At 60.5% G+C, this 22,401-nt stretch carries 19 protein-coding genes and 4 pseudogenes; 9 read left to right on the forward strand and 14 right to left on the reverse strand.

The genetic code is table 11. The features are described 5' to 3' along the window. Positions 1–96 precede the first annotated feature (96 nt). Positions 97–225 (forward strand): annotated as a pseudogene (locus SOP85_RS07425) (LysR family transcriptional regulator); the annotation flags it as partial. Between the two features lie 125 nt (positions 226–350). Next, the gene (gene mgrA, locus SOP85_RS07430) at positions 351–1,388 is read left to right on the forward strand and encodes an L-glyceraldehyde 3-phosphate reductase (protein ID WP_274075081.1); all 1,038 of its coding nucleotides are present in this window, start codon (positions 351–353) and stop codon (positions 1,386–1,388) included. Positions 1,389–1,478: 90 nt separating this feature from the next. Here mgrA and tauD read toward each other — a convergent pair whose 3' ends face one another. The 7 genes from tauD to SOP85_RS07465 all read right to left on the reverse strand — a co-directional run bounded on the left by tauD (position 1,479) and on the right by SOP85_RS07465 (position 9,835). After that, positions 1,479–2,321: a taurine dioxygenase gene (gene tauD / locus SOP85_RS07435; RefSeq protein ID WP_323626546.1), complete on the reverse strand. Its 843-nt coding sequence runs from the start codon at positions 2,319–2,321 to the stop codon at positions 1,479–1,481. Between the two features lie 127 nt (positions 2,322–2,448). Next, entirely contained in the window at positions 2,449–3,282 is an 834-nt protein-coding gene (tauC, locus tag SOP85_RS07440; RefSeq protein WP_323626547.1) for a taurine ABC transporter permease TauC, read from the reverse strand. Next, positions 3,279–4,073: a taurine ABC transporter ATP-binding subunit gene (tauB, locus tag SOP85_RS07445; RefSeq protein ID WP_323606548.1), complete on the reverse strand. Its 795-nt coding sequence runs from the start codon at positions 4,071–4,073 to the stop codon at positions 3,279–3,281. The genes tauC and tauB overlap by 4 nt, the downstream gene beginning before the upstream one ends. A 16-nt stretch (positions 4,074–4,089) precedes the next feature. After that, complete coding sequence (gene tauA, locus SOP85_RS07450) at positions 4,090–5,067, reverse strand: taurine ABC transporter substrate-binding protein (RefSeq protein WP_274075085.1); 978 nt, start codon at positions 5,065–5,067, stop codon at positions 4,090–4,092. Positions 5,068–5,286: 219 nt separating this feature from the next. Continuing rightward, a complete protein-coding gene (gene gshA, locus SOP85_RS07455) occupies positions 5,287–6,870 on the reverse strand; it encodes a glutamate--cysteine ligase (RefSeq protein ID WP_323626549.1) in 1,584 nt (527 codons plus the stop codon). A 257-nt stretch (positions 6,871–7,127) separates the two neighbouring features. Then, positions 7,128–7,511, reverse strand: a complete 384-nt coding sequence (locus tag SOP85_RS07460) for a PaaI family thioesterase (protein WP_274075087.1) — start codon at positions 7,509–7,511, stop codon at positions 7,128–7,130. After that, positions 7,511–9,835, reverse strand: a complete 2,325-nt coding sequence (locus SOP85_RS07465) for a Tex family protein (protein ID WP_323626550.1) — start codon at positions 9,833–9,835, stop codon at positions 7,511–7,513. The genes SOP85_RS07460 and SOP85_RS07465 overlap by 1 nt, the downstream gene beginning before the upstream one ends. A gap of 360 nt (positions 9,836–10,195) precedes the next feature. On the opposite strand from SOP85_RS07465, the gene ompR reads away from it, so the two are divergent. Next, a complete protein-coding gene (ompR, locus tag SOP85_RS07470; RefSeq protein WP_218441155.1) occupies positions 10,196–10,936 on the forward strand; it encodes an osmolarity response regulator transcription factor OmpR in 741 nt (246 codons plus the stop codon). 116 nt (positions 10,937–11,052) lie between these two features. Continuing rightward, positions 11,053–12,366: an ATP-binding protein gene (locus SOP85_RS07475; protein WP_274075089.1), complete on the forward strand. Its 1,314-nt coding sequence runs from the start codon at positions 11,053–11,055 to the stop codon at positions 12,364–12,366. A 153-nt stretch (positions 12,367–12,519) separates the two neighbouring features. On the opposite strand, the gene rimK is transcribed toward SOP85_RS07475, so the two are convergent. Together rimK and rimB are read right to left on the reverse strand one after the other, a co-directional pair. Further along, positions 12,520–13,425: a 30S ribosomal protein S6--L-glutamate ligase gene (rimK, locus tag SOP85_RS07480; RefSeq protein WP_034148478.1), complete on the reverse strand. Its 906-nt coding sequence runs from the start codon at positions 13,423–13,425 to the stop codon at positions 12,520–12,522. After that, a complete protein-coding gene (rimB, locus tag SOP85_RS07485) occupies positions 13,422–13,901 on the reverse strand; it encodes a retropepsin-like aspartic endopeptidase RimB (protein WP_046815336.1) in 480 nt (159 codons plus the stop codon). The genes rimK and rimB overlap by 4 nt, the downstream gene beginning before the upstream one ends. 215 nt (positions 13,902–14,116) lie before the next feature. On the opposite strand from rimB, the gene SOP85_RS07490 reads away from it, so the two are divergent. The 3 genes from SOP85_RS07490 (at position 14,117) to SOP85_RS07500 (ending at position 17,359) form a co-directional block, all read left to right on the forward strand. Next, positions 14,117–14,521: an RNA-binding S4 domain-containing protein gene (locus SOP85_RS07490; RefSeq protein ID WP_274075090.1), complete on the forward strand. Its 405-nt coding sequence runs from the start codon at positions 14,117–14,119 to the stop codon at positions 14,519–14,521. A gap of 214 nt (positions 14,522–14,735) precedes the next feature. Beyond that, a complete protein-coding gene (gene hslO, locus SOP85_RS07495) occupies positions 14,736–15,638 on the forward strand; it encodes an Hsp33 family molecular chaperone HslO (RefSeq protein WP_323606546.1) in 903 nt (300 codons plus the stop codon). Between the two features lie 179 nt (positions 15,639–15,817). Continuing rightward, positions 15,818–17,359, forward strand: a complete 1,542-nt coding sequence (locus tag SOP85_RS07500) for a phosphoenolpyruvate carboxykinase (protein WP_323606545.1) — start codon at positions 15,818–15,820, stop codon at positions 17,357–17,359. A gap of 61 nt (positions 17,360–17,420) precedes the next feature. On the opposite strand, the pseudogene SOP85_RS07505 reads toward SOP85_RS07500, so the two are convergent. From SOP85_RS07505 to SOP85_RS07530, 5 genes and pseudogenes are all read right to left on the reverse strand, one after another. Continuing rightward, a pseudogene (locus SOP85_RS07505) lies at positions 17,421–18,274 on the reverse strand (EamA family transporter). A 43-nt stretch (positions 18,275–18,317) separates the two neighbouring features. Next, positions 18,318–18,512, reverse strand: a pseudogene (locus SOP85_RS07510) (DUF1493 family protein); the annotation flags it as partial. Between the two features lie 233 nt (positions 18,513–18,745). After that, entirely contained in the window at positions 18,746–19,033 is a 288-nt protein-coding gene (locus SOP85_RS07520; protein ID WP_323626552.1) for a helix-turn-helix domain-containing protein, read from the reverse strand. 2 nt (positions 19,034–19,035) lie between these two features. Beyond that, positions 19,036–19,350, reverse strand: a complete 315-nt coding sequence (locus SOP85_RS07525; RefSeq protein WP_274075177.1) for a type II toxin-antitoxin system RelE/ParE family toxin — start codon at positions 19,348–19,350, stop codon at positions 19,036–19,038. Between the two features lie 87 nt (positions 19,351–19,437). After that, on the reverse strand, positions 19,438–19,728 hold the full coding sequence (locus SOP85_RS07530; protein WP_274075094.1) for a hypothetical protein: 291 nt from the start codon (positions 19,726–19,728) through the stop codon (positions 19,438–19,440). Between the two features lie 344 nt (positions 19,729–20,072). On the opposite strand from SOP85_RS07530, the gene SOP85_RS07535 reads away from it, so the two are divergent. After that, positions 20,073–22,001 (forward strand): RecQ family ATP-dependent DNA helicase, encoded by a 1,929-nt coding sequence (locus tag SOP85_RS07535; RefSeq protein ID WP_323626554.1) that lies wholly within the window; start codon positions 20,073–20,075, stop codon positions 21,999–22,001. Between the two features lie 118 nt (positions 22,002–22,119). Further along, a pseudogene (locus tag SOP85_RS07540) lies at positions 22,120–22,377 on the forward strand (3-hydroxyacyl-CoA dehydrogenase NAD-binding domain-containing protein); the annotation flags it as partial. Positions 22,378–22,401: the final 24 nt, after the last annotated feature.

The raw sequence follows: 22,401 nt of genomic DNA on the forward strand, positions 1-22,401 counted from the left end.
TCGCGAATGGGTCACCCCGATATCGGTTTGAGCATAGTTAAACCAACCCACCGTTCACCCGCAGAATCTGCCCGTTGACCCAAGCCGAATCCGGCCGCGGAAATTTATGTCGCCTCAGCGATCGCCGGACTGGGCCTGATCCAGTGCCCGCACAACCGGCACATGTCGCCACGGGTTCGGGTGTTTGTGGATTGGTTGGGGGAGGTGTTTGCGGGGGCCGTTTGAATGGAAAAATGTGAAACGTTTCAGCCATTTTTCGAGTCTCAGGTTTTCTGGCGTTTGTCTGGGCGTATGCTGGGCGACTTGCAAAGCAGTCGAGACCAGATTCAAGACAGACAAGAGAGGATTCGATGACTTACACCGCTGCCGAAAACCGCTACGACTCCATCCCCTACCGCCGCGTTGGCCGCAGCGGTCTGGTACTGCCGGCGCTGTCCCTGGGCCTGTGGCACAACTTCGGCGACAGCACGCCGATCGATACCCAGCGCGCGTTGTTGCGCACGGCTTTCGACCTTGGGATCAACCATTTTGACCTGGCAAACAACTACGGCCCTCCGTACGGCAGTGCCGAGATCAATTTCGGCCGTTTGCTGCGTGAAGACTTCAAGCAGTACCGCGACGAGCTGATCATTTCCAGCAAGGCCGGTTGGGACATGTGGCCCGGCCCTTACGGTCAGGGCGGCGGCTCGCGCAAGTACGTGCTTGCCAGTCTCGACCAGAGCCTGCAGCGCCTGGGCCTGGACTACGTGGATATTTTCTACTCCCACCGTTTCGACCCCGACACCCCGCTGGAGGAAACCGCCAGCGCGCTGGCCACGGCGGTGCAACAGGGCAAGGCGCTGTACATCGGCATCTCGTCTTATTCCGGGGTGAAAACCCGTGAAATGGCGGCGTTGCTCAAAGAGTGGAAAGTACCGCTGTTGATTCACCAACCGGCTTACAACCTGCTTAATCGTTGGGTGGAAAAGGACCTGCTGGACACCACCGATGAACTCGGCACCGGTGTCATTGCTTTCACTCCGCTGGCCCAGGGTTTGCTGACGGACAAGTACCTCAACGGCGTGCCGGCGGATGCGCGGGTCAACCGTCCTGGCGGTGGTTCGTTGCAGGCCTCGCACTTGTCCGAAGCCAACATTGCGCATGTGCGTGCACTCAACGAGATCGCCAGGCGTCGTGGCCAGAGCCTGGCGCAACTGGCGCTGGCCTGGACCCTGCGTGACCCGCGGGTGACCTCGGCGCTGATCGGTGCCAGCCGGCCGGAGCAGATCATCGAGAACGTCGGGGCGTTGAAGAACCTGAGTTTCAGTGCTGAGGAGCTGGCGGAGATTGACCGGTTTGCCCAGGAGGGTGGGATCAATCTTTGGGAGAAGCCTTCTACGGCTGAGTAAGCTGTAAAGCAAAAGATCGCAGCCTGCGGCAGCTCCTACAGGGGAACGCATTTCCATGTAGGAGCTGCCGCAGGCTGCGATCTTTTGATCTTAAAAAAAAAACGGCACATCCCCCAACACCGTCGCCCGCTGCATCACCCGCCGCGCCGGGCGATAGTCATCCACCGCGTAATGCTGGGTCACGCGGTTGTCCCAGAACGCGATGTCGTCTTTCTGCCAGCGCCAGCGAATGGTGAATTCCGGCCGGGTCGAATGGGCGAACAGGAACTTGAGGATCGCCTCGCTCTCGGTGTCCGACAGCTCGTTGATCTTCGAGGTGAAGCCCTCGTTGACGAACAGTGAGCGACGCCCGCTCACCGGATGCGTGCGGATCACCGGGTGCGACAGCGGCGGATTCTTGCGCCGTGCCTCTTCCCATTGGGCCAGCGCTTCAGGCGTGTTGCCATAGCGCTCCAGCGGAAACGAACGGGTGAAGTCATGGGTGGCGGTCAGCCCTTCGAGCAGGGTTTTCATCGGCGCCGACAAGGCTTCATACGCCGCGATGCCGCTGGCCCACAGGGTATCGCCGCCAAACTCCGGCAGCAGCTTGGCACTGAGCACCGCGCCCATGGCCGGGGTTGGCAGGAAGGTCACGTCGGTGTGCCAGATCGCGTTGTCGCGCACGTCTGTGACGGCGGTGTCGAGGATCAGTACCTCAGGTTGTTCCGGCACGTTCGGGTAGATCGGATGAATGTGCAGGTCGCCGAAATTGGCGGCGAATCGCGCCTGCTGCTGCGGCGTGATCGGCTGGTCACGGAAGAACAGCACCTGATGCTTGAGCAGCGCCTGCTCTATGGCGTCGCGTTGTTCCAGGTTCAGCGGCTGGCTGACGTCGACGCCGCTGATTTGCGCGCCGAGGGCCGAGCTTAGAGGGACGATGGTCAGGTGGCTCATGGTGGTTCTCTTCAATCCGGGGCGTGCTTTTTGTGGGAGCGGGCTTGCTCGCGAATGCAAACTGTCAGGCAACAAAAAGTGACTGTCACACCGCTTTCGCGAGCAAGCCCGCTCCCACATTTAAAAATCAGTGAGCCTGGCCGTGCCATGGCACCAGTTTGCGTTGCAAGGCGCGCAGGCCCATCTCCATGGCGAAGGCAATCAGCGCGATCACCAGAATCCCCAGCACCACCACATCGGTGACCAGGAACTGCGCAGCCGACTGCACCATGAAACCCAGGCCGCTGGTGGCGGCGATCAATTCGGCGGCCACCAGTGTCGACCAACCAACTCCGAGGCCAATGCGCACGCCAGTCAAGATATCCGGCAAGGCACTGGGCAGGATCACATGGCGAATCAACTGCGCGCGGGTCGCACCCAGTGACTGCGCGGCGCGCAATTTCGCCGGGTCTACCGTGCGCACGCCGGTCGCTGTCGCGATAGCGATCGGAGCGAAAATCGCCAGGTAGATCAGCAGCACTTTCGACAACTCACCGATGCCGCACCAGATCACGATCAGCGGCAGGTAAGCCAGCGGAGGAATAGGGCGGTAGAACTCGATCAAAGGATCCAGCACGCCCCGGGCAATGCGGTTGGCACCGATGGCGATGCCTACTGGCACGGCGGTCAGCACCGCGAAGCCGAGGCCCAGGCCGATGCGGCTGAGGCTTGCGCCCAGGTGCTGCCACAAGGTCGAATCCATGTAGCCGCTGGTGACCAGCAGCCAGCCTTTTTGCAGCACGGCGGACGGCGGCGGCAGAAACAGCGGCTCGATCATTCCAGTGGCGGTGACCGCCCACCAGATGGCAACGAGCGCGACCAGGGTCAGCACGCTGATCCAGCGAGTGCTCAAACTGCGGCGCAGGGGCGTGACCGTGGAACCTGGCTTGACCGCTGCAACGGGAATTTCGTAGCTGCTCATGCGCGCTCCTGCCGCTGGGCGGCGCTGCGTTGGGAGAACACTTTGGCGAGTACGTGTTCGCGGGTTTCGATAAAGCGTGGATCGGACTTGATCGACCGGGCCGATTCCCCCGCGGCGTAGCGCTGGCCGAAATCCAGCTGCAGTCGCTCGACGATCTGCCCAGGATTCGGCGCCAGCAGAATCAGATCCGTGGCGAGGAACACCGCTTCTTCAATGTCGTGGGTAATCAGGAACACCGGCTTGGCGGTGCGCCGCCAGACTTGCAGCAGCAGCTCCTGCATCTGTTCGCGGGTGAAGGCGTCGAGGGCGCCGAAGGGTTCGTCCATCAGCAACACCCGCGGGTCGGCAGCGAGCGCGCGGGCCAGGCCGACACGTTGCTTCTGGCCGCCCGAGAGTTGCCAGATACGGCGGCTTTCGAAGCCGGAAAGGTCCACCAGCGCAAGCATTTCCCTTGCGCGGACTTCGCGTTGGTCCCGGGCAACGCCGGCCAATTCCAGGCCGAAACCTACGTTGGCCAGCACGTCCTGCCAGGGCAGCAAGGCGTCGTCCTGGAACACCACGCCGCGTTCGGCGCTCGGCCCTTTGACCGGCACGCCGTCAAGGGTGATGCGCCCGGCGCTGGGCTCGACGAAACCGGCAATCAGGTTCAACAGCGAAGTCTTGCCACTGCCGGACGGACCGAGGGCCACCAGCAACTGCTGGGGGCCGAGGGTCAGGGAAATATCCGCCAGCACTGGTGCAGGGCTGCCGGGGTACTGTGCGCTGATGCGCTCCAGCTGTAGCAAAGCCATCGTCATTAACTCCCGATCAATCCGTGATGAACTTGGCGCTGACGTACGGCGCGTAGTCCGGCAGCACAGCGTCGACCTTGCCTTGTTCCTTGAGGAACGCGGCGGTGTCGGTGATGGCCTTGGTGGTCGGCGCGCCGAGGGTGATCACCTGGTCAGCCGCCAGTGGGTAGACGTTGCCTTGCAGCAGCAGCGGAATGTCGCTGGCCTTGGCACCGGAGAGTTTTACCAGCTTGTCGACGTTGCCTTGATTGGCCAGCCAGGCTTGTGGGTCCTTGCGGTAATCGGCGTAGGCATCCAGGGTGACTTTGGCGAACGCGGTGACGATTTCCGGGTGCTTCTCGGCGAAGTCCTTGCGCACGATCCAGGCATCGAAGGTCGGCGCACCGAACTTGGCCAGTTCGCCGGAGGTGATCAGCACTTTGCCGTTTTCCTTGGCTACACCGAGGGCCGGGTCCCACACGTAAGTGGCGTCGATGTCACCGCGTTTCCACGCGGCAATGATGGCTGGTGGAGCGAGGTTGAGCACGGTGACTTTCGAGGGGTCGATGTTCCAGTGCTTGAGCGCGGCCAGCAGGCTGTAGTGGCCGGTGGACACGAACGGTACGGCGATTTTCTTGCCGATCAGGTCCTGCGGGGTCTTGATCCCGGAACCGTCGCGGGCCACCAGGGCTTCGGCGGCGCCGATCTGGGTGGCGATCAGGAAGGTCTCCACCGGCACCTTGCGGGTGATGGCGGCTGTCAGCGGGCTGGAACCGAGGTAGCCGATCTGCACGTCACCCGAGGCGATGGCGGCGATGATGTCGGCACCGTTATCAAATTTGCGCCAGTTGATGTCGGCCTTGGTGGCTTTTTCATACGCGCCGTCGGCCTGGGCGACTTTTGCCGGGTCTACCGTGGTCTGGTAAGCGACGGTCACGTCAGCCGCCTGGGCAAACAGACTCGCCGCAGCCAGAGAAGCGGCCGCCAGCAAGCGAAGAGGGAAATTCAGTTTCATCGGGAAGCTCCTTGTCAGGCGACCGAGAGTCGGCGTGAAAAGGAGACTAAATGATATAAGAATCCGAAAATAAATAACTTTTTCGAATGAGCTTATGAGCGGAAAATTCTAAGGGTATCTTTGTAGGAGCCGGCTTGCTGGCGAACCAGGCGGCGCGGTGTGACGGTTGCACCGCCTTCGCTGGCGAGCCAGCTCCTACAGGGTTTGCGTGATTTTCGATTAATTGCTGATCGCCAGGATGCTTGCCTGGTACGAGCCGACAAACACATCGAAATCACCGACTTCGTTCTGCTCCAGCTCCGCTTGCTGAGCCAGCGACGAACGCGCCCGCTCTTCAAACTTCGCCTGTTGCTCGGCCGGCAACGGCTCGCTGCGGAAAAACTCCGCGTGGACCCGGCTCTGGCGCAGGGAGAACTGGGCAAAGCTTTCCTTGTGCTCAGCCATGGCCGCCAGTACCTGGGCCGATGGCGTCAGGGCAGGGTTCTGGACCTTGGCCATCTGCGCGTCCAGCGCCTTGCTGTGGGCATCGCCGCCGTGGCTCTGATCCAGCAGCGCGGCCAGCGGGGCAATGCGCTCCAGCAATTGGCCGGCCCACTCCTTCAGGTCGACCGGTTGCCCGTCGCGTTGCAATTGCAGGCCCGGGCGACGACCTTCCTTGACCACGCTGAGGAAGTTGGAGGTCGCATTCCCGCAGCTGGTGTTGGTCAGCAACGGACTGTCGTTCAGCGCGCAGTACAGCAGGAACGCGTCGAGGAAACGCGACTCGGTGAGGTCGATGCCCATCGGCAGGAAGGGGTTGATGTCCAGGCAGCGCACTTCGACGTACTGGATGCCGCGGGCCACCAACGCCTGGATCGGCCGCTCGCCGGTGTAGGTCACGCGTTTCGGGCGGATGTTGGAGTAGTACTCGTTCTCGATCTGCAGGATGTTGGTGTTGAGCTGGACCCACTCACCGTCCTTATGGGTGCCGACTTCGACATAAGGCGGATAGGGTGTCGCCACCGCTTTGCGCAGGCTGTCGGTGTAGCTGTTCAGGTCGTTGTAGCACGGCGTCAGGCCGGCCTGGGCGTTGCTCTGGTAACCCAGGTCGCTCATGCGCAGGCTGGTGGCGTACGGCAAGTACAGGGTATCCGGGTCCAGCTGTTCCAACTGGTGCGAGCGACCACGCAGGAACCCGGCGTCCAGCGCAGGGGATGCGCCGAACAGGTACATCAGCAGCCAGCTGTAGCGGCGGAAGTTACGGATCAGCGCGATATAGGCCGACGACTGATAGTCGCGGTCGGTGCCGACAAAGCCTTCGGCCTGCTTGAGCAGCGGCCAGAGTTTTTCCGGCAGGGAAAAGTTGTAGTGAATGCCGGCGATGCACTGCATGGTCTTGCCGTAGCGCAGGGCCAGACCCTTGCGATAGACGTACTTGAGCTGACCGATATTGGACGTGCCGTAGTAGGCGATCGGGATATCTTCCTCGGCCGGCAGCGGACACGGCATCGAGGGGCTCCACAGGTACTCGTTGCCGAGCTTGCTGTAGGCAAAACGGTGAATGCTGTCCAGGCTCGCCAGCGTATCGGCCGGGTCGGGCAGGGCCGGGGTGATGAACTCCAGCAGCGACTCGGAATAATCGGTGGTGATCTGTTCGTTGGTCAGCGCGGAACCCAATTCTTCCGGGTGCGGCGTTTGCGCCAGGCGACCTTCATCGGTCACGCGCAGGCATTCACGTTCGATGCCGTGAAGGCACTGTTCGAGCAGAGAGAGGTTTGCGCGCTCGCCGAGCAGAGCCAGGCGGCGGTTGAGAAGTTCGCTCAAGTTGGATTCCTTCACGCGTCAGTCGCCCCAATATGGGGGTGGGCAAGACGGTCTACAAGGGTGAAGTTAAAACTGGCGTTTTCGCCTGGTTTTGGAACTCGCCGCAATCGATGTGGGAGCGGGCTTGCTCGCGAAGAAGTTGTGTCAGCCAACAGATAATTACCTGACACACCGCCTTCGCGGGCAAGCGCGCTCCCACAGGAAATTCCGACGCTGTGGTCACAGCGCCGAAATTAACTCAAATCGATGACATCTAGCTACAGGACAGCGAACGTGCCTTGTGCTTTAGCGACCAGTTTGTCGCCTTGCATCACATCGGCTTCGACCACCAGCGTGCGCCGACCCGGGTGGATCACCCGGGCCGTGCACATCACCTCGCCGTCAGCGACGGCGCGGATGTAGTTGATCTTGCACTCGATGGTCGCGCTCTGCTGGTCAAAGCCGTGGGTGCTGGAGCAGGCCAGCCCCATGGCAATGTCCACCAGGCTGAACAAGGCCCCGCCGTGCAGCTTGTTGGCGCGATTGCGCAGTTGTGGCTCAAGCACCAGGGCGACTTGCGCCACCCCGGTTTCCAGGCTGTGCAAACGGCAGCCCAGCAGCTTGAAAAATGCGCTTTCGGTGTACCCGGCAGGGACGTCCATCAGCGCTTCTTCAACTGTTTGGCGTTGGCGAACAGCGACGCCATGGCGTTGTTGCTCGGCGCTGCGGCCGTGGTTTCCTTGCGCGGTGCGGTGTTCTGGGATTGGCGTGGCGCCGAACCCGGACGCGCACCACGGGCGCCGTCGATTTTCTCGCCCGGGGTGTCGCTCATGCGCATCGACAGGCCCACGCGTTTACGCGGGATGTCGACTTCCATGACCTTGACCTTGACCACATCACCGGCCTTGACCGCTTCCCGTGGATCCTTGATGAACTTCTCCGAAAGTGCGGAGATGTGCACCAAACCGTCCTGATGCACGCCGATATCGACGAATGCGCCGAAGTTGGTCACGTTGGTGACCACGCCTTCGAGAATCATGCCCGGCTGCAGGTCCTTGAGGTCTTCGACGCCTTCCTGGAACTCGGCGGTCTTGAACTCGGGACGCGGGTCGCGGCCAGGTTTTTCAAGCTCTTGCAGGATGTCGGTGACCGTCGGCAGGCCGAAGGTTTCATCGGTGTACTTCTTCGGATCGAGGCGCTTGAGGAACGCGGCATCGCCGATCAGCGAGCGGATATCGCGGTCGGTCTCGGCGGCGATGCGCTGTACCAGCGGATAGGCTTCCGGGTGCACGGCGGACGAATCCAGCGGGTTTTCGCCGTTCATGACGCGCAGGAAGCCAGCGGCCTGCTCGAAGGTTTTTTCGCCCAGGCGCGCGACTTTCTTCAGCGCCGCGCGGGTCTTGAATGCGCCGTGCTCGTCGCGGTGGCTGACGATGTTCTGCGCCAGGGTCGCGTTGAGGCCGGAGATCCGCGCCAGCAGCGCCACGGAGGCGGTGTTGACGTCGACGCCCACGGCGTTCACGCAGTCTTCGACCACGGCATCCAGGCCACGGGCCAGTTTCAGCTGCGACACATCGTGCTGGTACTGGCCGACCCCGATGGATTTCGGATCGATCTTCACAAGCTCCGCCAGCGGGTCTTGCAGGCGGCGGGCAATCGAAACGGCACCACGGATCGAAACGTCCAGATCCGGGAATTCCTTCGAGGCCAGTTCAGACGCCGAGTACACCGAAGCGCCCGCCTCGGAAACCATGACCTTGGTCATCTTCATGGCTGGGTATTTCTTGATCAGCTCGGCGGCCAGCTTGTCGGTCTCACGGCTGGCGGTGCCGTTGCCGATGGCGATCAGGTCCACGGAGTGCTTGGCGCACAGGGCGGCAAGAATCGCGATGGTCTGGTCCCACTTGTTGTGCGGCACGTGCGGGTAAACCGTGGCGTGATCGAGCAGCTTGCCGGTGGAGTCGACCACCGCAACCTTGCAGCCGGTACGCAGGCCCGGGTCGAGTCCCAGGGTTGCGCGCGGGCCGGCCGGGGCCGACAGCAGCAAGTCGTGCAGGTTGTGGGCGAACACGTTGATCGCCTCGGTTTCCGCGCCGTCGCGCAGCTCGCCCAGCAGGTCGGTTTCCAGGTGGGTGTAGAGCTTGACCTTCCAGGTCCAGCGCACCACTTCGCCCAGCCATTTGTCGGCGGCGCGGTTCTGGTTCTGGATGCCGAACTGCTGGCCGATCATGCCCTCGCACGGGTGCATGGTGCCCGGCATTTCGTCGCCGACCTTCAGCGCGGAGCTGAGGATGCCTTCGTTACGGCCACGGAAAATCGCCAGGGCGCGGTGCGACGGCATGCTTTTCAGCGGTTCGTCGTGTTCGAAGTAGTCGCGGAACTTGGCGCCTTCCTCTTCCTTGCCAGCGATCACGCGGGCACTGAGGGTGGCTTCCTGCTTCAGGTAGCTGCGCAGCTTGTCGAGCAAGCCTGCGTCTTCGGCGAAGCGCTCCATGAGGATGTACTTGGCGCCTTCGAGGGCTGCCTTCACGTCGGCCACGCCTTTTTCGGCGTCGATGAAGCGCGAGGCTTCGGTTTCCGGGCTCAGGGTCGGGTCGTTGAACAGACCGTCAGCCAATTCGCCGAGACCGGCTTCCAGGGCGATCTGGCCCTTGGTGCGGCGCTTCTGCTTGTACGGCAGGTAAAGGTCTTCGAGACGGGTCTTGGTGTCGGCGAGCTTGATGTCGCGTTCGAGTTGCGGGGTCAGCTTGCCTTGCTCCTGGATGCTGGCAAGGATGCTGATGCGCCGTTCGTCGAGTTCTCGCAGGTAGCGCAGACGCTCTTCCAGATGACGCAGCTGGGTGTCATCGAGGCTGCCGGTCACTTCTTTCCGGTAACGGGCGATGAAGGGCACCGTGGAGCCTTCATCGAGTAGCGCGACGGCCGCTTCGACCTGTTGTGGGCGTACGCCGAGTTCCTCGGCGATGCGGCTGTTGATGCTGTCCATAAAACCACCTGACAAATTGTGAAAGCAGGCTCGCAGGCGCGCAGATAAAGGCCTGGCGAGTCTGGTTGAGCGGCCTGGCCTGCGCCGCTACCTGGATCAAAGGTATCCCGTTGACCCGTGAAATCGAACAATTACTGCCGGCGCCATGAAAATAAAAAGCAGCTGGCCGGCGTAACGATCAGACGTTGCCTGACACAAAAGGCCGCGCATTATAACCAGCGTTGCGTCCTTCGGGGACATCGCAGGTTGTAGGCATAATCCCCGGATTTCTGGCGATAAAGGAAAAATCTGCTAACAATGCACACGGTGCGTATAACGGCAGCTACGCCATAATGCGCGCCGAGATCAAAGGAGCATCCAATGAGCAGCACTGCACAAACTGCTGAAGGCGAAAAAATTCTTATCGTTGACGACGATCCAGGGCTGAGCAGCCTGTTGGAACGTTTTTTCGTCAGCAAGGGCTACCGCGCCCGCGCCGTACCGAACACTGAGCAAATGGATCGCCTGCTGGCGCGCGAAGTGTTCAACCTGGTCGTCCTCGACCTGATGTTGCCCGGCGAAGACGGCCTGACCGCCTGCCGCCGCCTGCGCGGCGCGAACAATCAAATCCCGATCATCATGCTGACCGCCAAGGGCGATGAGCTGAGCCGGATCAAGGGCCTGGAACTGGGCGCCGACGATTACCTGGCCAAGCCGTTCAACCCGGACGAGCTGATGGCCCGCGTAAAAGCCGTCCTGCGTCGTCAGTCGGCTCCGGTGCCGGGCGCGCCGGGCAGCGAAGACGAAAGCGTGACCTTCGGTGACTACGAGCTGTCCCTGGCCACCCGCGAACTCAAGCGTGGTGAAGAAGTGCACATGCTCACCACCGGCGAATTCGCGGTGCTCAAGGCATTGGTGATGAATGCCCGCCAGCCATTGACCCGCGACAAGCTGATGAACCTGGCCCGTGGGCGTGAGTGGGATGCCCTGGAGCGCTCCATCGACGTGCAGATTTCCCGCCTGCGCCGGATGATCGAACCCGATCCGTCCAAGCCCCGCTACATCCAGACCGTCTGGGGTGTGGGTTACGTGTTCGTTCCGGATGGCGCCGCCACCAAGTGATCGACGATTTGTAGGCGCGGGTTTGTGCGGGCAACGGGCAAGATGGCCTTGCCCGCAGACTCGCGACCGGCAATGTGCGAGCATCGCTCGCTCCTGCACGTGTTTAACGGTTACCCATGAAAACCCCGGTTTGGTTCCCCCAGAGTTTCTTCTCCCGCACCCTTTGGCTGGTGCTGATCGTCGTGCTGTTTTCCAAGGCGCTGACCCTGGTTTATCTGCTGATGAACGAAGACGTGCTGGTGGACCGCCAGTACAGCCATGGCGTCGCCCTGACGCTGCGCGCCTACTGGGCCGCCGATGAAGAAAATCGCGAAAAGATCGCCGATGCTGCAACCCTGATCCGGGTGGTGGGCGCCGGTGTGCCGGAGGGCGAACAACACTGGCCCTACAGCGAGATCTATCAGCGGCAGATGCAAGACGAACTGGGGGCCGATACCGAGGTGCGCTTGCGCATGCACTCGCCACCGGCGCTGTGGGTTCGGGCGCCCAGCCTGGGCGATGGCTGGCTGAAAGTGCCGCTGTATCCGCATCCGTTGCGTGGCCAGAAAATCTGGAATGTGCTCGGCTGGTTCCTCGCCATCGGCCTGCTTTCCACGGCCTCGGCGTGGATCTTCGTCAGCCAGCTCAATCAGCCCCTCAAACGCCTGGTGTATGCCGCGCGGCAACTCGGCCAGGGGCGCAGCGTGCGCCTGCCGATCAGTGATACGCCCAGTGAAATGACCGAGGTCTATCGCGCCTTCAACCAGATGGCCGAAGACGTCGAGCAGGCCGGTCGCGAGCGCGAACTGATGCTGGCCGGGGTTTCCCATGACCTGCGCACGCCGTTGACCCGGTTGCGCCTGTCTCTGGAGCTGATGGGTGACCATAACGACCTGACGGACGCCATGGTGCGCGATATCGAGGACATGGACGCCATTCTCGATCAGTTCCTGGCGTTCATTCGCGATGGTCGTGACGAGTCGGTGGAGGAGGTGGACCTGAGCGATCTCGTCCGCGAGGTCGCCGCACCGTACAACCAGAACGAAGAGAAAGTACAACTGCGCCTGGAGCCGATCCAGCCGTTCCCGTTGCGGCGGGTGTCGATGAAGCGGCTGTTGAACAACCTGATTGGCAACGCCTTGAATCATGCAGGCAGCGGGGTCGAGGTGGCGGCCTATGTGTCCGGGGATACCAGTGCGCCTTATGTCGTCCTGAGCGTCATGGACCGTGGCGCCGGGATAGATCCATCCGAGCTGGAAGCCATTTTCAACCCGTTCACCCGGGGTGACCGCGCTCGGGGCGGCAAGGGTACTGGTTTGGGACTGGCGATCGTGAAGCGGATCGCTTCGATGCATGGTGGCAATGTTGAGTTGCGCAACCGTTCGGGGGGCGGCCTGGAAGCGCGGGTGCGCTTGCCGTTGGGGCTGATGTTGCCGCGGGACGCTGTTTAAAACCCGATTTTTCAGTGGAGCTGATGGCCCCTTCGCGAGCAAGCCCGCTCCCACAATGATCGTGTTGAACGCAAATTTCATGTCCACTGAAGATCACTGTGGGAGCGGGCTTGCCCGCGAAGGCGGCTTCCTTGCCACCAAAAGATTCGGCGTTTAACCCTTCCCTTTGGTCCGAGTCATATTCGGCCCACCATTCTTCTCAAGATGCTCAATGATGATCCCCGCCACGTTCTTGCCGGTGGTGGTCTCGATCCCTTCAAGCCCCGGCGACGAGTTCACCTCCATCACCAGAGGCCCATGATTGGAACGCAGGATATCCACCCCCGCCACGGCCAGTCCCATGACCTTCGCCGCGCGCAAAGCGGTCATGCGTTCTTCCGGGGTAATCTTGATCAAGCTGGCGCTGCCACCGCGATGCAGGTTGGAGCGGAATTCCCCGGGTTTGGCCTGGCGCTTCATGGCTGCAATGACTTTGTCGCCCACCACGAAGCAGCGAATGTCGGCGCCGCCGGCCTCCTTGATGTACTCCTGGACCATGATGTTCTGCTTGAGGCCCATGAATGCCTCGATCACCGACTCCGCCGCCGTGGCGGTTTCGCACAGCACCACGCCGATACCCTGGGTGCCTTCCAACACCTTGATCACCAGGGGGGCACCGTTGACCATTGCGATCAGGTCGGGAATATCGTCCGGCGAGTGGGCAAAGCCGGTGACCGGCAAACCGATGCCCCGGCGTGACAGCAATTGCAGCGAACGCAGCTTGTCCCGCGAGCGCGCAATGGCCACCGATTCGTTGAGGGGAAACACCCCCATCATTTCGAACTGGCGCAACACCGCGCAGCCATAAAAGGTGACCGACGCACCGATCCTCGGGATCACCGCGTCGAAGCCTTCCAGCGGCTTGCCGCGGTAGTGGATCTGCGGCTTGTGACTGGCAATGTTCATGTAGGCGCGCAGGGTATCGACCACCACCATTTCATGGCCGCGTTCGGTACCGGCTTCGACCAGGCGGCGGGTGGAATACAGACGCGGGTTCCGCGACAGCACAGCGATCTTCATGCAACACCTGTGGAAGAGGTAGATACCGGGAACACCGGCTTGTCTTGTACATATTTGATGCCCGGATTGACGACCAGCTGGCCATCAATCAGGGCTTTGGAGCCGAGCAACAGGCGATAACGCATGGATTTGCGGCAGGCGAGCGTGAACTCGACCCGCCAGACCCGGTCGCCGAGGGCCAGGGTGGTGCTGATCACGTATCGAACCTGCGCATGACCGTTGGAGCTTTTAATGGTTTTTCTCGTCACCAGGGGTGCTTCGCAGCGGCGGTGACGCAACTGCACCACCGTGCCCAGGTGCGCGGTAAAGCGCACCCATTGCTCGCCGTCGCGTTCGAATGTTTCGATGTCGGTGGCATGCAGGCTGGAGGTGCTGGCGCCGGTGTCGATTTTTGCCCGAAGGCCCGCGACTCCCAAATCCGGGAGCGCCACCCACTCGCGCAGACCGACAACGGTCAAATGGTCAAATGTCTTCAAATTTGCTCAACCGGTAGAAACCGCTCTGGCCGCAAGCGGCAGAATTCGCGGTATTCACGCAGAATAATGGTTAAAAGGCGACAGATATCTACGGCCCGGATTTCCAGCCCCGCGAGGCGGTTCTGGAATGACTGCATTGTAATCCGAGACGGCTTAATTCTTGGTACGAGGAAACGGTAGTACAGTTCATCAATATTTCAGGATGAGGAAATTCCATGGCACAAAAAAACGAAGAGGATGACAAAGTCCGGCTCGATAAATGGCTGTGGGCAGCGCGGTTCTATAAAACCCGCGCCTTGGCCAAGGCGGCGATCGAAAGCGGCAAGGTGCACTGCCGGGGCGAGCGCTGCAAACCGGGCAAGGAGCCGCGTATTGGCGACGAATTCGTGATCCGTACCGGTTTCGAGGAGCGCACGGTGGTGGTCCAGGCGTTGTCGATCGTGCGCCGTGGTGCGCCCGAAGCACAGACGCTGTATGCCGAGACCGAAGCCAGCATCGCCAAGCGCGAGAATGCCGCGGCCGAGCGCAAGGCGGGTGCCTTGGGCGTGAGTACCGATGGCAAGCCGAGCAAGAAACAGCGGCGCGATCTGTTCAAGTTTCGCGGCAGCAGCAACGAGTGATTGACCGGAGCCACCGATCGCGCCAATCAGGCCAGGACTTGTAATTGCGCCTGTACGTAGCCATATGAGGTAATTAGTCTGCCGTGTTTGTGCCATTCGTCGTAAAGCGCGCACAGCCACTGGCCTGCAGGCCATAACCAGGCAGCCATACGCTATAGCCAAGGCGTAACCTCGTTCTGTAAACACTTTTGTCACCTATTCAGATACCAGACTTATGACCGACTTACCGGATAACGACTTCACCCAACGCTTCATCTTCGATGACAGCGACACCCGCGGCGAGATGGTTTCGCTGGAGCTCAGCTACGCTGAAGTCCTGGCCAAGCACGCCTATCCGGAGCCGGTTGCGCAACTGCTCGGCGAGCTGATGGCGGCTGCGGCGTTGCTGGTCGGCACCTTGAAGTTCGATGGCCTGCTGATTCTTCAGGCCCGCTCCGAAGGCCCGATTCCGCTGCTGATGATCGAGTGCTCCAGTGAGCGCGACATCCGTGGCCTGGCCCGTTACGAAGCGGACCGGATCGCCCCCGATGCCACCCTGGCCGACTTGATGCCGGATGGTTCGCTGACGTTGACCATCGATCCGAAGCAAGGCCAGCGCTACCAGGGCGTCGTCGATCTGGACGGTGAAACCTTGTCCGACTGCTTCACCAACTACTTCGTCATGTCCCAGCAGATCGGTACGCGCATCAAGCTCTGCGCCGATGGCCGCCGCGCCCGTGGCCTGTTGCTGCAGCAACTGCCCGCCGATCGCCTGAAAGACGAAGAAGAGCGCGCCGCCAGCTGGCAACACCTCACTGCGCTGGCGACCACCCTGACGGCCGATGAGCTGCTGGGTCTGGACAACGAAACCGTGCTCCATCGTCTCTATCACGAAGAGCAGGTGCGTTTGTTCGATGTGCAGAAACTGCGCTTCCGTTGCAGCTGCTCGCGCGAACGTTCGGCCAATGCGTTGGTCAGTCTGGGTATGGAAGACGCGCAAAACCTGGTGGTCGAACACGGTGGAAAAATCGAGATCGATTGCCAGTTCTGCAACCAGCAGTACCTGTTCGACGCCGCCGATGTCACCCAATTGTTCGCCGGAGCGGGTGTCGAGACGCCGTCAGATACCCGGCACTAAAACGGTTCAGCGCAGGTAAATTCACTGGAAAGTGGCGTAATAGCGCCGTTACGACGGGAGGGCCCTACTCTTTTTGGGCTTTTCTGGCATAATCCGGCCCACTTTTTTCGCGGTAGTAGTGCACGACTTTCTACTACAAAACGTTTGGAGCACTCGGCCACTGGCCGACGGGGAACCTCATGACGCAAGCCAATAACGCCGTGTACACCGATCTGAGTGTTGATGATCTGGTTAAAGAAGCCCTCAACCGCGGTGAAGGCGAGCTTGCCGATACCGGCGCACTGGTTGTTCGCACCGGTCACCGTACCGGCCGTTCGCCAGTCGATCGTTTCATCGTTGAAGAGCCGTCCACCTCGGCCGCCATCGCCTGGGGCCCGATCAACCGCAAGTTCCCGGCCGACAAGTTCGATGCCCTGTGGGATCGCGTCGAGGCGTTCAACAACGCGCAAGAGCACTTCGTTTCCCACGTGCATGTAGGCGCGGCCGAAGATCACTACCTGGCCGTGAAGATGACCACTCAGACTGCCTGGCAGAACCTGTTTGGCCGTTGCCTGTTCATCAACCCGGCCCAGTACAACCCGGCTGGTCGTGAAGAGTGGCAAGTGCTCAACGTTGCCAACTTCGAATGTGTTCCAGAGCGTGACGGCACCAACTCCGACGGTTGCGTGATCCTCAACTTCGCGCAGAAGAAAGTGCTGATCGCTGGCATGCGCTACGCCGGTGAAATGAAGAAAGCCATGTTCTCGGTGCAGAACTTCCTGCTGCCGGCCGCCGACGTGCTGCCAATGCACTGCGCTGCCAACATCGGCGAAGAAGGCGACGTGACCCTGTTCTTCGGTCTGTCCGGCACTGGTAAAACCACCCTGTCCGCCGACGAAAGCCGTTACCTGATCGGTGACGACGAACACGGCTGGGGCGAGGGCGTGGTGTTCAACATCGAAGGCGGTTGCTATGCCAAGTGCATCGACTTGTCCGAGAAGAACGAGCCGGTCATCTGGAAAGCCATCAAGCACGGCGCGGTCCTGGAAAACGTCGTTATCGACGATGCCAAGCACGCCGACTACGCCGATGTCAGCCTGACCCAGAACAGCCGTGCCGCCTACCCGCTGGAGCACGTTGCCAAGCGTTCCGAGAAGAACCTCGGTGGCGAGCCGAACGCTGTGATCTTCCTGACCTGCGACCTGACCGGCGTACTGCCGCCAGTGTCGATCCTCAACGAAGAGCAAGCGGCCTACCACTTCCTGTCCGGCTACACCGCTCTGGTGGGCTCGACCGAAATGGGTTCGGGCAGCGGCATCAAGTCGACCTTCTCCACCTGCTTCGGCGCACCGTTCTTCCCGCGTCCAGCTGGCGAATACGCAGAGCTGCTGATCAAGCGCATCCGCGGCTTCGGTTCCAAGGTTTACCTGGTCAACACTGGTTGGACCGGTGGTGGCTACGGCGTCGGCAAGCGCTTCAACATCCCGACCACCCGTGCGGTGATCGCAGCGATCCAGAGCGGCGCGCTGATCGGTACCGAAACCGAGCACCTGGACACCATCAACCTCGACGTGCCACTGGCCGTACCGGGCGTTGAGACTGGCCTGCTGAACCCACGCAATACCTGGGCCGACAAAGCCGCCTACGACGAAGCCGCCAAAGCACTGGCCGGCCTGTTCATCGAGAACTTCAAGAAGTTCGAAGTGAGCGATGCGATCAAGGCTGCCGGTCCTCAGTTGTAAGTGTTGGTTTGATGCAATGAAAAAGCCGCCCTTCGGGGCGGCTTTTTTTGTGGGCGACGTTTCAGGTTTTCAGGTGCAAGACAAACGCGCCGACCAACACCAGTACTACCCCCAGTACCTGCACCTTCCCCAGCCGTTCCTTGAAAAACACATACCCCAGAATAGCCGCTATCCCCCCCGACAACGTGCTGATCACCGTCACCACCGAAACCGACCCGGCCACTGCGCCCCAGGCGAATGACGAAAACCCGCCGAGGTCATCAGGCTTGCGCCGGTCAGCGTCACGCAGTTTTTCAGCGGCGGAATTTTCAAGCCGTCGTCGATCCTTACCACGATCACCACCAGCACCATCAGGCCCACCAGATACGCGAGCCAGAGCATCGTTACCGGCCCGAGTGTCTGCAGGACGAAGCGGCCTTGCAGCCAGAAACTGGTGCCGTAGAACACTGCCGCCAGCAACGCGTAGGCGATGGAACTGCTGGCTTGTGTGGTGTGGGGTACCTTCGGGTCGGAGTGAATGCTGGACAGAACCACACCGAGCACACAAAGGCCGATGCACAGCAACTGGATCAGGCTGATGTGTTCGCCGCCGGCCCAGGACAACAGCGTGGTCACCACGCCATAGGATGTCACCAGCGGGGCGACGATGGAGGCTTTGCCCAGGGCGAAGGCCTTGGACAAGGCCAAGGCGCCGGACACCGTCAACACGGCGGCGGCGAGGCCGAATAGCCAGGTTTCCAGCGGGGCGGCCAAGGACCGCAGAATGAATACCGGGAAGGCGACCAACAGCAGGCTCATGATGGTAAAGCCCAGCGCCTGACCGAAATACACGGCACGTTTGACGCCAACCGCGCGGGCGTTCAAGCCCACCAGAAAATCCGTGCCGCCCCACAGCACGGCGGCCAACAAGCCCATCAGAACGTCCACGCAATGTCCTTATCGTTATTCGCCGGGGACGCTACAGGCTTTCAAGTTCATCCGTGTCCCAGCGTTGGGCCTTGATGGCCCGGTAGAGCATGCCGATGGTCAAAGGCACCTTGTCGCCGCGACCCTTGGCTTTGCGCTTAAGGAATACATCGTAGCCGTCAGGCTGGAAATAGCGATAGCTGTCGTAATCCACGACATCGATGACGAAGTGGTCTTCCAGGGTTTGACTTGGGCAAATCTTATTGTTCGTCAGAGAGGATGGGAAGGGCGGGAGCAGATTGCGGCGAAGCATTTTGCATGTACTTGGCGATGGCTTTTTCTCGAGTGGACAGTGGTTTTTCGAGATCTGCCGGCGACGTGTTGAATCCTGCAAAACGCAAGCTTGCTAGATGTTTGAGCGGCTGACCTTTTCGTAATACGACTGTTTTTGTTTGAGCGTTAGCTTGCTATAACGTTGCTTCAGATGGCTAATGCATTCAATACATGGACAGGGTCATTATGAATAGCTTTCAGCAAAGCCTTAGCCGGCCCCGTTGGCTCGCGACGGCCCTGCTCCCAATTTCGCAAAGTGCCAAGTTGGACGTCGATCAATGCTGCGAATTTGGCTTGAGTTAAACCAGTGGCCTTACGGATTTCTTTGACGTGCAACGCAACTACTTGAAATTCGCGGGAAGGTCGCCGCTCACCCCGTACAATCTCGTCCATCTGTTGTACGCTTTCCATCAGCTCATCAAAAAATTTGCTCATGGTTATCTCCAGTGTTCAATGACTGCTTTCAACGCTTTGCGCTCATCGGCGGTCAAATCTTGTTGTTCATTTTTAGGGTAGATCATCAATAAAGCGATTTGCGATGCCGAGATGAAATGATAGTAAATCACTCGAGCTCCGCCTCGTTTACCATGTCCCTTCGCTGCGACCCGCATTTTGCGGATCCCGCCTGTCCCTTCGATAACGTCGCCGGCTGAAGGGTTCGACACCAGCAGCTTCTGTAATATCGCGTAGGCATCGTCATCCAATAATTCTTTGGCTCGACGAGTGAAGATTGAGGTTTCAATAAAAATCATCAGTAATGTACGCCATTGGCTTACTTTTTGGCAGTGCCGGCGGTCCTGAATGACCTCCGCTTTTTCAGTTGCGACCATTATTGTTCTTCAGCCGGTCAGTTTCGGCAGGCGTTGCCGGGCGATGTCGAGCAGGTCGTTGCCGTCCTGGGTCAGCAGGTACAGCGCATTGACGATGTTAGGGATATCGCGGGTGTCGGCCTGTTTGAAGCACAGGCAATACAAGGTCTCCAGCAGGTCGCTGGCGGCGCGGATGCGCTGGCGGGCGGCGTCGAGGATTTCCAGGGGATCGGCCTCGGTGTCGATCACCAGTACCGGGGATTCGCTGTTGCTGGATTTGAGCGGGCGATAGCGGTCGGTCAGTGGGTCGGGGCGGATCATCGAGGTGGGTCCTGTGCGAAATCGGCAAGTGCGCCCGGTAAGCCCAGACACGGTTTTTCAGCCTTGCCGGAAACTATAGAAGGGCGTGGTGTTGTGCTACAAGACGGCGGAGATCGACAGGTGTTGTAGGGTTTTGCGCGGTTATTGAGGAAAGGGACTACAGACGCCGCAGAAGCTGTAGGGCATTTCGAATTTCGCTGCCCGCGAAGGCGATTTGCCAGGCGCCGCACTCCCAAGCCATCCGCTGTATCATCCCGTATCGTTTTTGCCCCCGACCTTTTCTCGACTCGCTGCGATCGCCGGCTAGGCTTTGCTCATCGCAGCAGTCAACGGAGTGACAGCTTATGCACAACACCCTGGAACAGGTTTTCGGTTATCCGCAGTTTCGGCCCGGCCAGGAGGCAACGATCAGCGCAGTGCTGGCGGGGCGATCGGCGGCGGCAATTTTCCCCACTGGCTCCGGCAAGTCCCTTTGCTATCAGCTGTCGGCCGTATTGCTGCCGCACCTGACGTTGGTGGTCTCGCCCTTGCTGGCGTTGATGCAGGATCAGTTGGCGTTCCTGCAACGCCACGGCATTGCGGCGGGCAGTATCGATTCGGCCCAGAGCCGCGATGACGCCAGCGATGTCATGGCCCGCGCCAAGTCCGGCGAACTGAAAATCCTGATGGTCTCCGTGGAGCGCTTGAAAAACGAGCGCTTTCGTAATTTCCTGCAGCAGGTGCCAATCTCGTTGCTGGTGGTGGACGAGGCGCACTGCATCTCCGAATGGGGGCATAACTTTCGCCCGGATTACCTCAAGCTTCCGGACTATCAGCGCCAGTTCAATATCCCCCAGGCGTTGTTGCTGACCGCCACCGCGACCCCGAAAGTGATCGCCGATATGCAGGCGAAATTCGCCATCGAACCTGGCGATGTGGTGACCACCGGTTTCTATCGGTCGAATCTCAATCTGTGGGTCGAGCCGGTTCGCGGCCAGGACAAGCGTCGACGCCTGGTTGAATGGATGAGCCAGCGACCCGGCCAGCCGAGCATTGTCTACGTCACCCTGCAGAAAACCGCCGAGCACATTGCCGAACATCTGCAGCGCCATGGCATTCAGGCCGAGGCCTATCACGCCGGCTTGCCTCACGAGCAGCGTGAAGGCATCCAGAAGCGTTTCATGGGCGGGCAGTCCAATTGCATCGTCGCCATCATCGCTTTCGGCATGGGCATCGACAAGAGCGATATCCGTAACGTCGTGCATTTCGACCTGCCCAAATCGATCGAAAACTACAGCCAGGAAATCGGCCGAGCCGGGCGTGACGGGCTGCCATCGGACTGCCTGGTGCTGGCCAACCGTGACAGCCTCAACGTGCTGGAAAACTTCGTCTATGGCGACACGCCTGAACTGGACGGTATCTGCTACGTGCTCGACGAGATGCAGGCCGCCGCGCCCGAGGGACAATGGGAGTTTCTGCTGGGGCCACTGGCGGACCAGAGCAATATCCGCCAGCTGCCGCTCAAGACCTTGCTGGTTCAGCTGGAGCTTCGTGGTCTGATCGCTCCGCGTTATGCCTACTACGCCGAATACCGGTTCAAATATCTGCAGGAGCCCGAGCAATTGCTGGCGCGCTTCGAGGGTGAGCGCAGGGATTTCGTCGCGGCGATCATCCAGACGTCCCCCCGCGCGCGTACCTGGGCCACGGTGAATTTCGATGCGCTGTACGAACAGCATCAGGCCGAGCGCAGTCGGGTGGTCAAGGCGCTGGATTATTTCCAGGAAAAGGGCTGGGTCGAGCTTGAAAGCAAGCTGATGACCGAGGTCTACAGCCTGCTGCAAACCGATTTCGACAGTGCCGAGTTGAGTGCAGAGCTGCACGCCGGCTTCACTCGGCATGAACAGACCGAGGTTGCGCGGATACATGCCATGCTCGATTTGTTCGCCACTGATCGCTGCCTGGGTTATCGCCTGGCCGAGTATTTCGGCGACGAAAATGTGCCCCGTCAGTGTGGGCATTGTTCGGTTTGTCACGGGCAAGTCGCACGACTGCCAGCACCTCCGGAGTTGCCTGCGCTTGTGGATAAAAATTTCGAGGCGCTGTGTAGCGATTTTATCCACAAGCATGAACAACACACGGGGAGTTTGCCGTCGGCCGAGCGTGTGACGCGGTTTCTGTGCGGGATCAGTGTGCCCTTGTTTACCAAGCTCAAAGTGCGGACGATTTCGGGATTTGCGGTGTTGGAAGATTATCCGTATGCCGAGGTTCGAGGGTGGGCCGAGGCACACCTCTAACCCGTGTGTGGGCGCATCCATCCGCTGAATGTTGCTCATCACAGGAATAAATTTCAAAAAAGCGCAGCGGCTGACTATGGTGAGGGCTGTCTTCGGATCGCCAACAAGAGAACAGAACATGAGCCAGACACCGTTCGATATTCAGCGCGCAGCCGTGATCGGCGCGGGCACCATGGGCCGTGGCATTGTCATGTGCCTGGCCAACGCCGGGGTAGCGGTGCAATGGGTCGATAACAATCCGCAGATGCTTGAACAGGCACTGGTCACCGTGGCGGACACCTACGCCCATAGTGTTCGGCAAGAACGCATCGATCAGGCCGAGGCCGATGCCCGTATCGCCCGGGTCACGGCAGCGGCCAATTATGCGGCCATCCGGTAAGCTGCGGCTCGGCAGTGGCTT

It is taken from the genome of Pseudomonas sp. YuFO20 (genome assembly GCF_035064975.1).
GTDB classification, from domain to species: domain Bacteria; phylum Pseudomonadota; class Gammaproteobacteria; order Pseudomonadales; family Pseudomonadaceae; genus Aquipseudomonas; species Aquipseudomonas putida_AE.

Coding starts and splice junctions, on each gene's coding strand:
- rimK (WP_034148478.1), bottom strand. CDS start 13,425: ATGAAGATCGCTGTGCTGTCGCGGAACCCGCGTCTGTATTCCACCCGC.
- SOP85_RS07500 (WP_323606545.1), top strand. CDS start 15,818: ATGACGCAAGCCAATAACGCCGTGTACACCGATCTGAGTGTTGATGAT.
- SOP85_RS07490 (WP_274075090.1), top strand. CDS start 14,117: ATGGCACAAAAAAACGAAGAGGATGACAAAGTCCGGCTCGATAAATGG.
- tauD (WP_323626546.1), bottom strand. CDS start 2,321: ATGAGCCACCTGACCATCGTCCCTCTAAGCTCGGCCCTCGGCGCGCAA.
- mgrA (WP_274075081.1), top strand. CDS start 351: ATGACTTACACCGCTGCCGAAAACCGCTACGACTCCATCCCCTACCGC.
- SOP85_RS07460 (WP_274075087.1), bottom strand. CDS start 7,511: ATGGACGTCCCTGCCGGGTACACCGAAAGCGCATTTTTCAAGCTGCTG.
- tauC (WP_323626547.1), bottom strand. CDS start 3,282: ATGAGCAGCTACGAAATTCCCGTTGCAGCGGTCAAGCCAGGTTCCACG.
- hslO (WP_323606546.1), top strand. CDS start 14,736: ATGACCGACTTACCGGATAACGACTTCACCCAACGCTTCATCTTCGAT.
- tauA (WP_274075085.1), bottom strand. CDS start 5,067: ATGAAACTGAATTTCCCTCTTCGCTTGCTGGCGGCCGCTTCTCTGGCT.
- SOP85_RS07530 (WP_274075094.1), bottom strand. CDS start 19,728: ATGATCCGCCCCGACCCACTGACCGACCGCTATCGCCCGCTCAAATCC.
- SOP85_RS07520 (WP_323626552.1), bottom strand. CDS start 19,033: ATGAGCAAATTTTTTGATGAGCTGATGGAAAGCGTACAACAGATGGAC.
- ompR (WP_218441155.1), top strand. CDS start 10,196: ATGAGCAGCACTGCACAAACTGCTGAAGGCGAAAAAATTCTTATCGTT.
- tauB (WP_323606548.1), bottom strand. CDS start 4,073: ATGGCTTTGCTACAGCTGGAGCGCATCAGCGCACAGTACCCCGGCAGC.
- SOP85_RS07475 (WP_274075089.1), top strand. CDS start 11,053: ATGAAAACCCCGGTTTGGTTCCCCCAGAGTTTCTTCTCCCGCACCCTT.
- SOP85_RS07465 (WP_323626550.1), bottom strand. CDS start 9,835: ATGGACAGCATCAACAGCCGCATCGCCGAGGAACTCGGCGTACGCCCA.
- SOP85_RS07525 (WP_274075177.1), bottom strand. CDS start 19,350: ATGATTTTTATTGAAACCTCAATCTTCACTCGTCGAGCCAAAGAATTA.
- SOP85_RS07535 (WP_323626554.1), top strand. CDS start 20,073: ATGCACAACACCCTGGAACAGGTTTTCGGTTATCCGCAGTTTCGGCCC.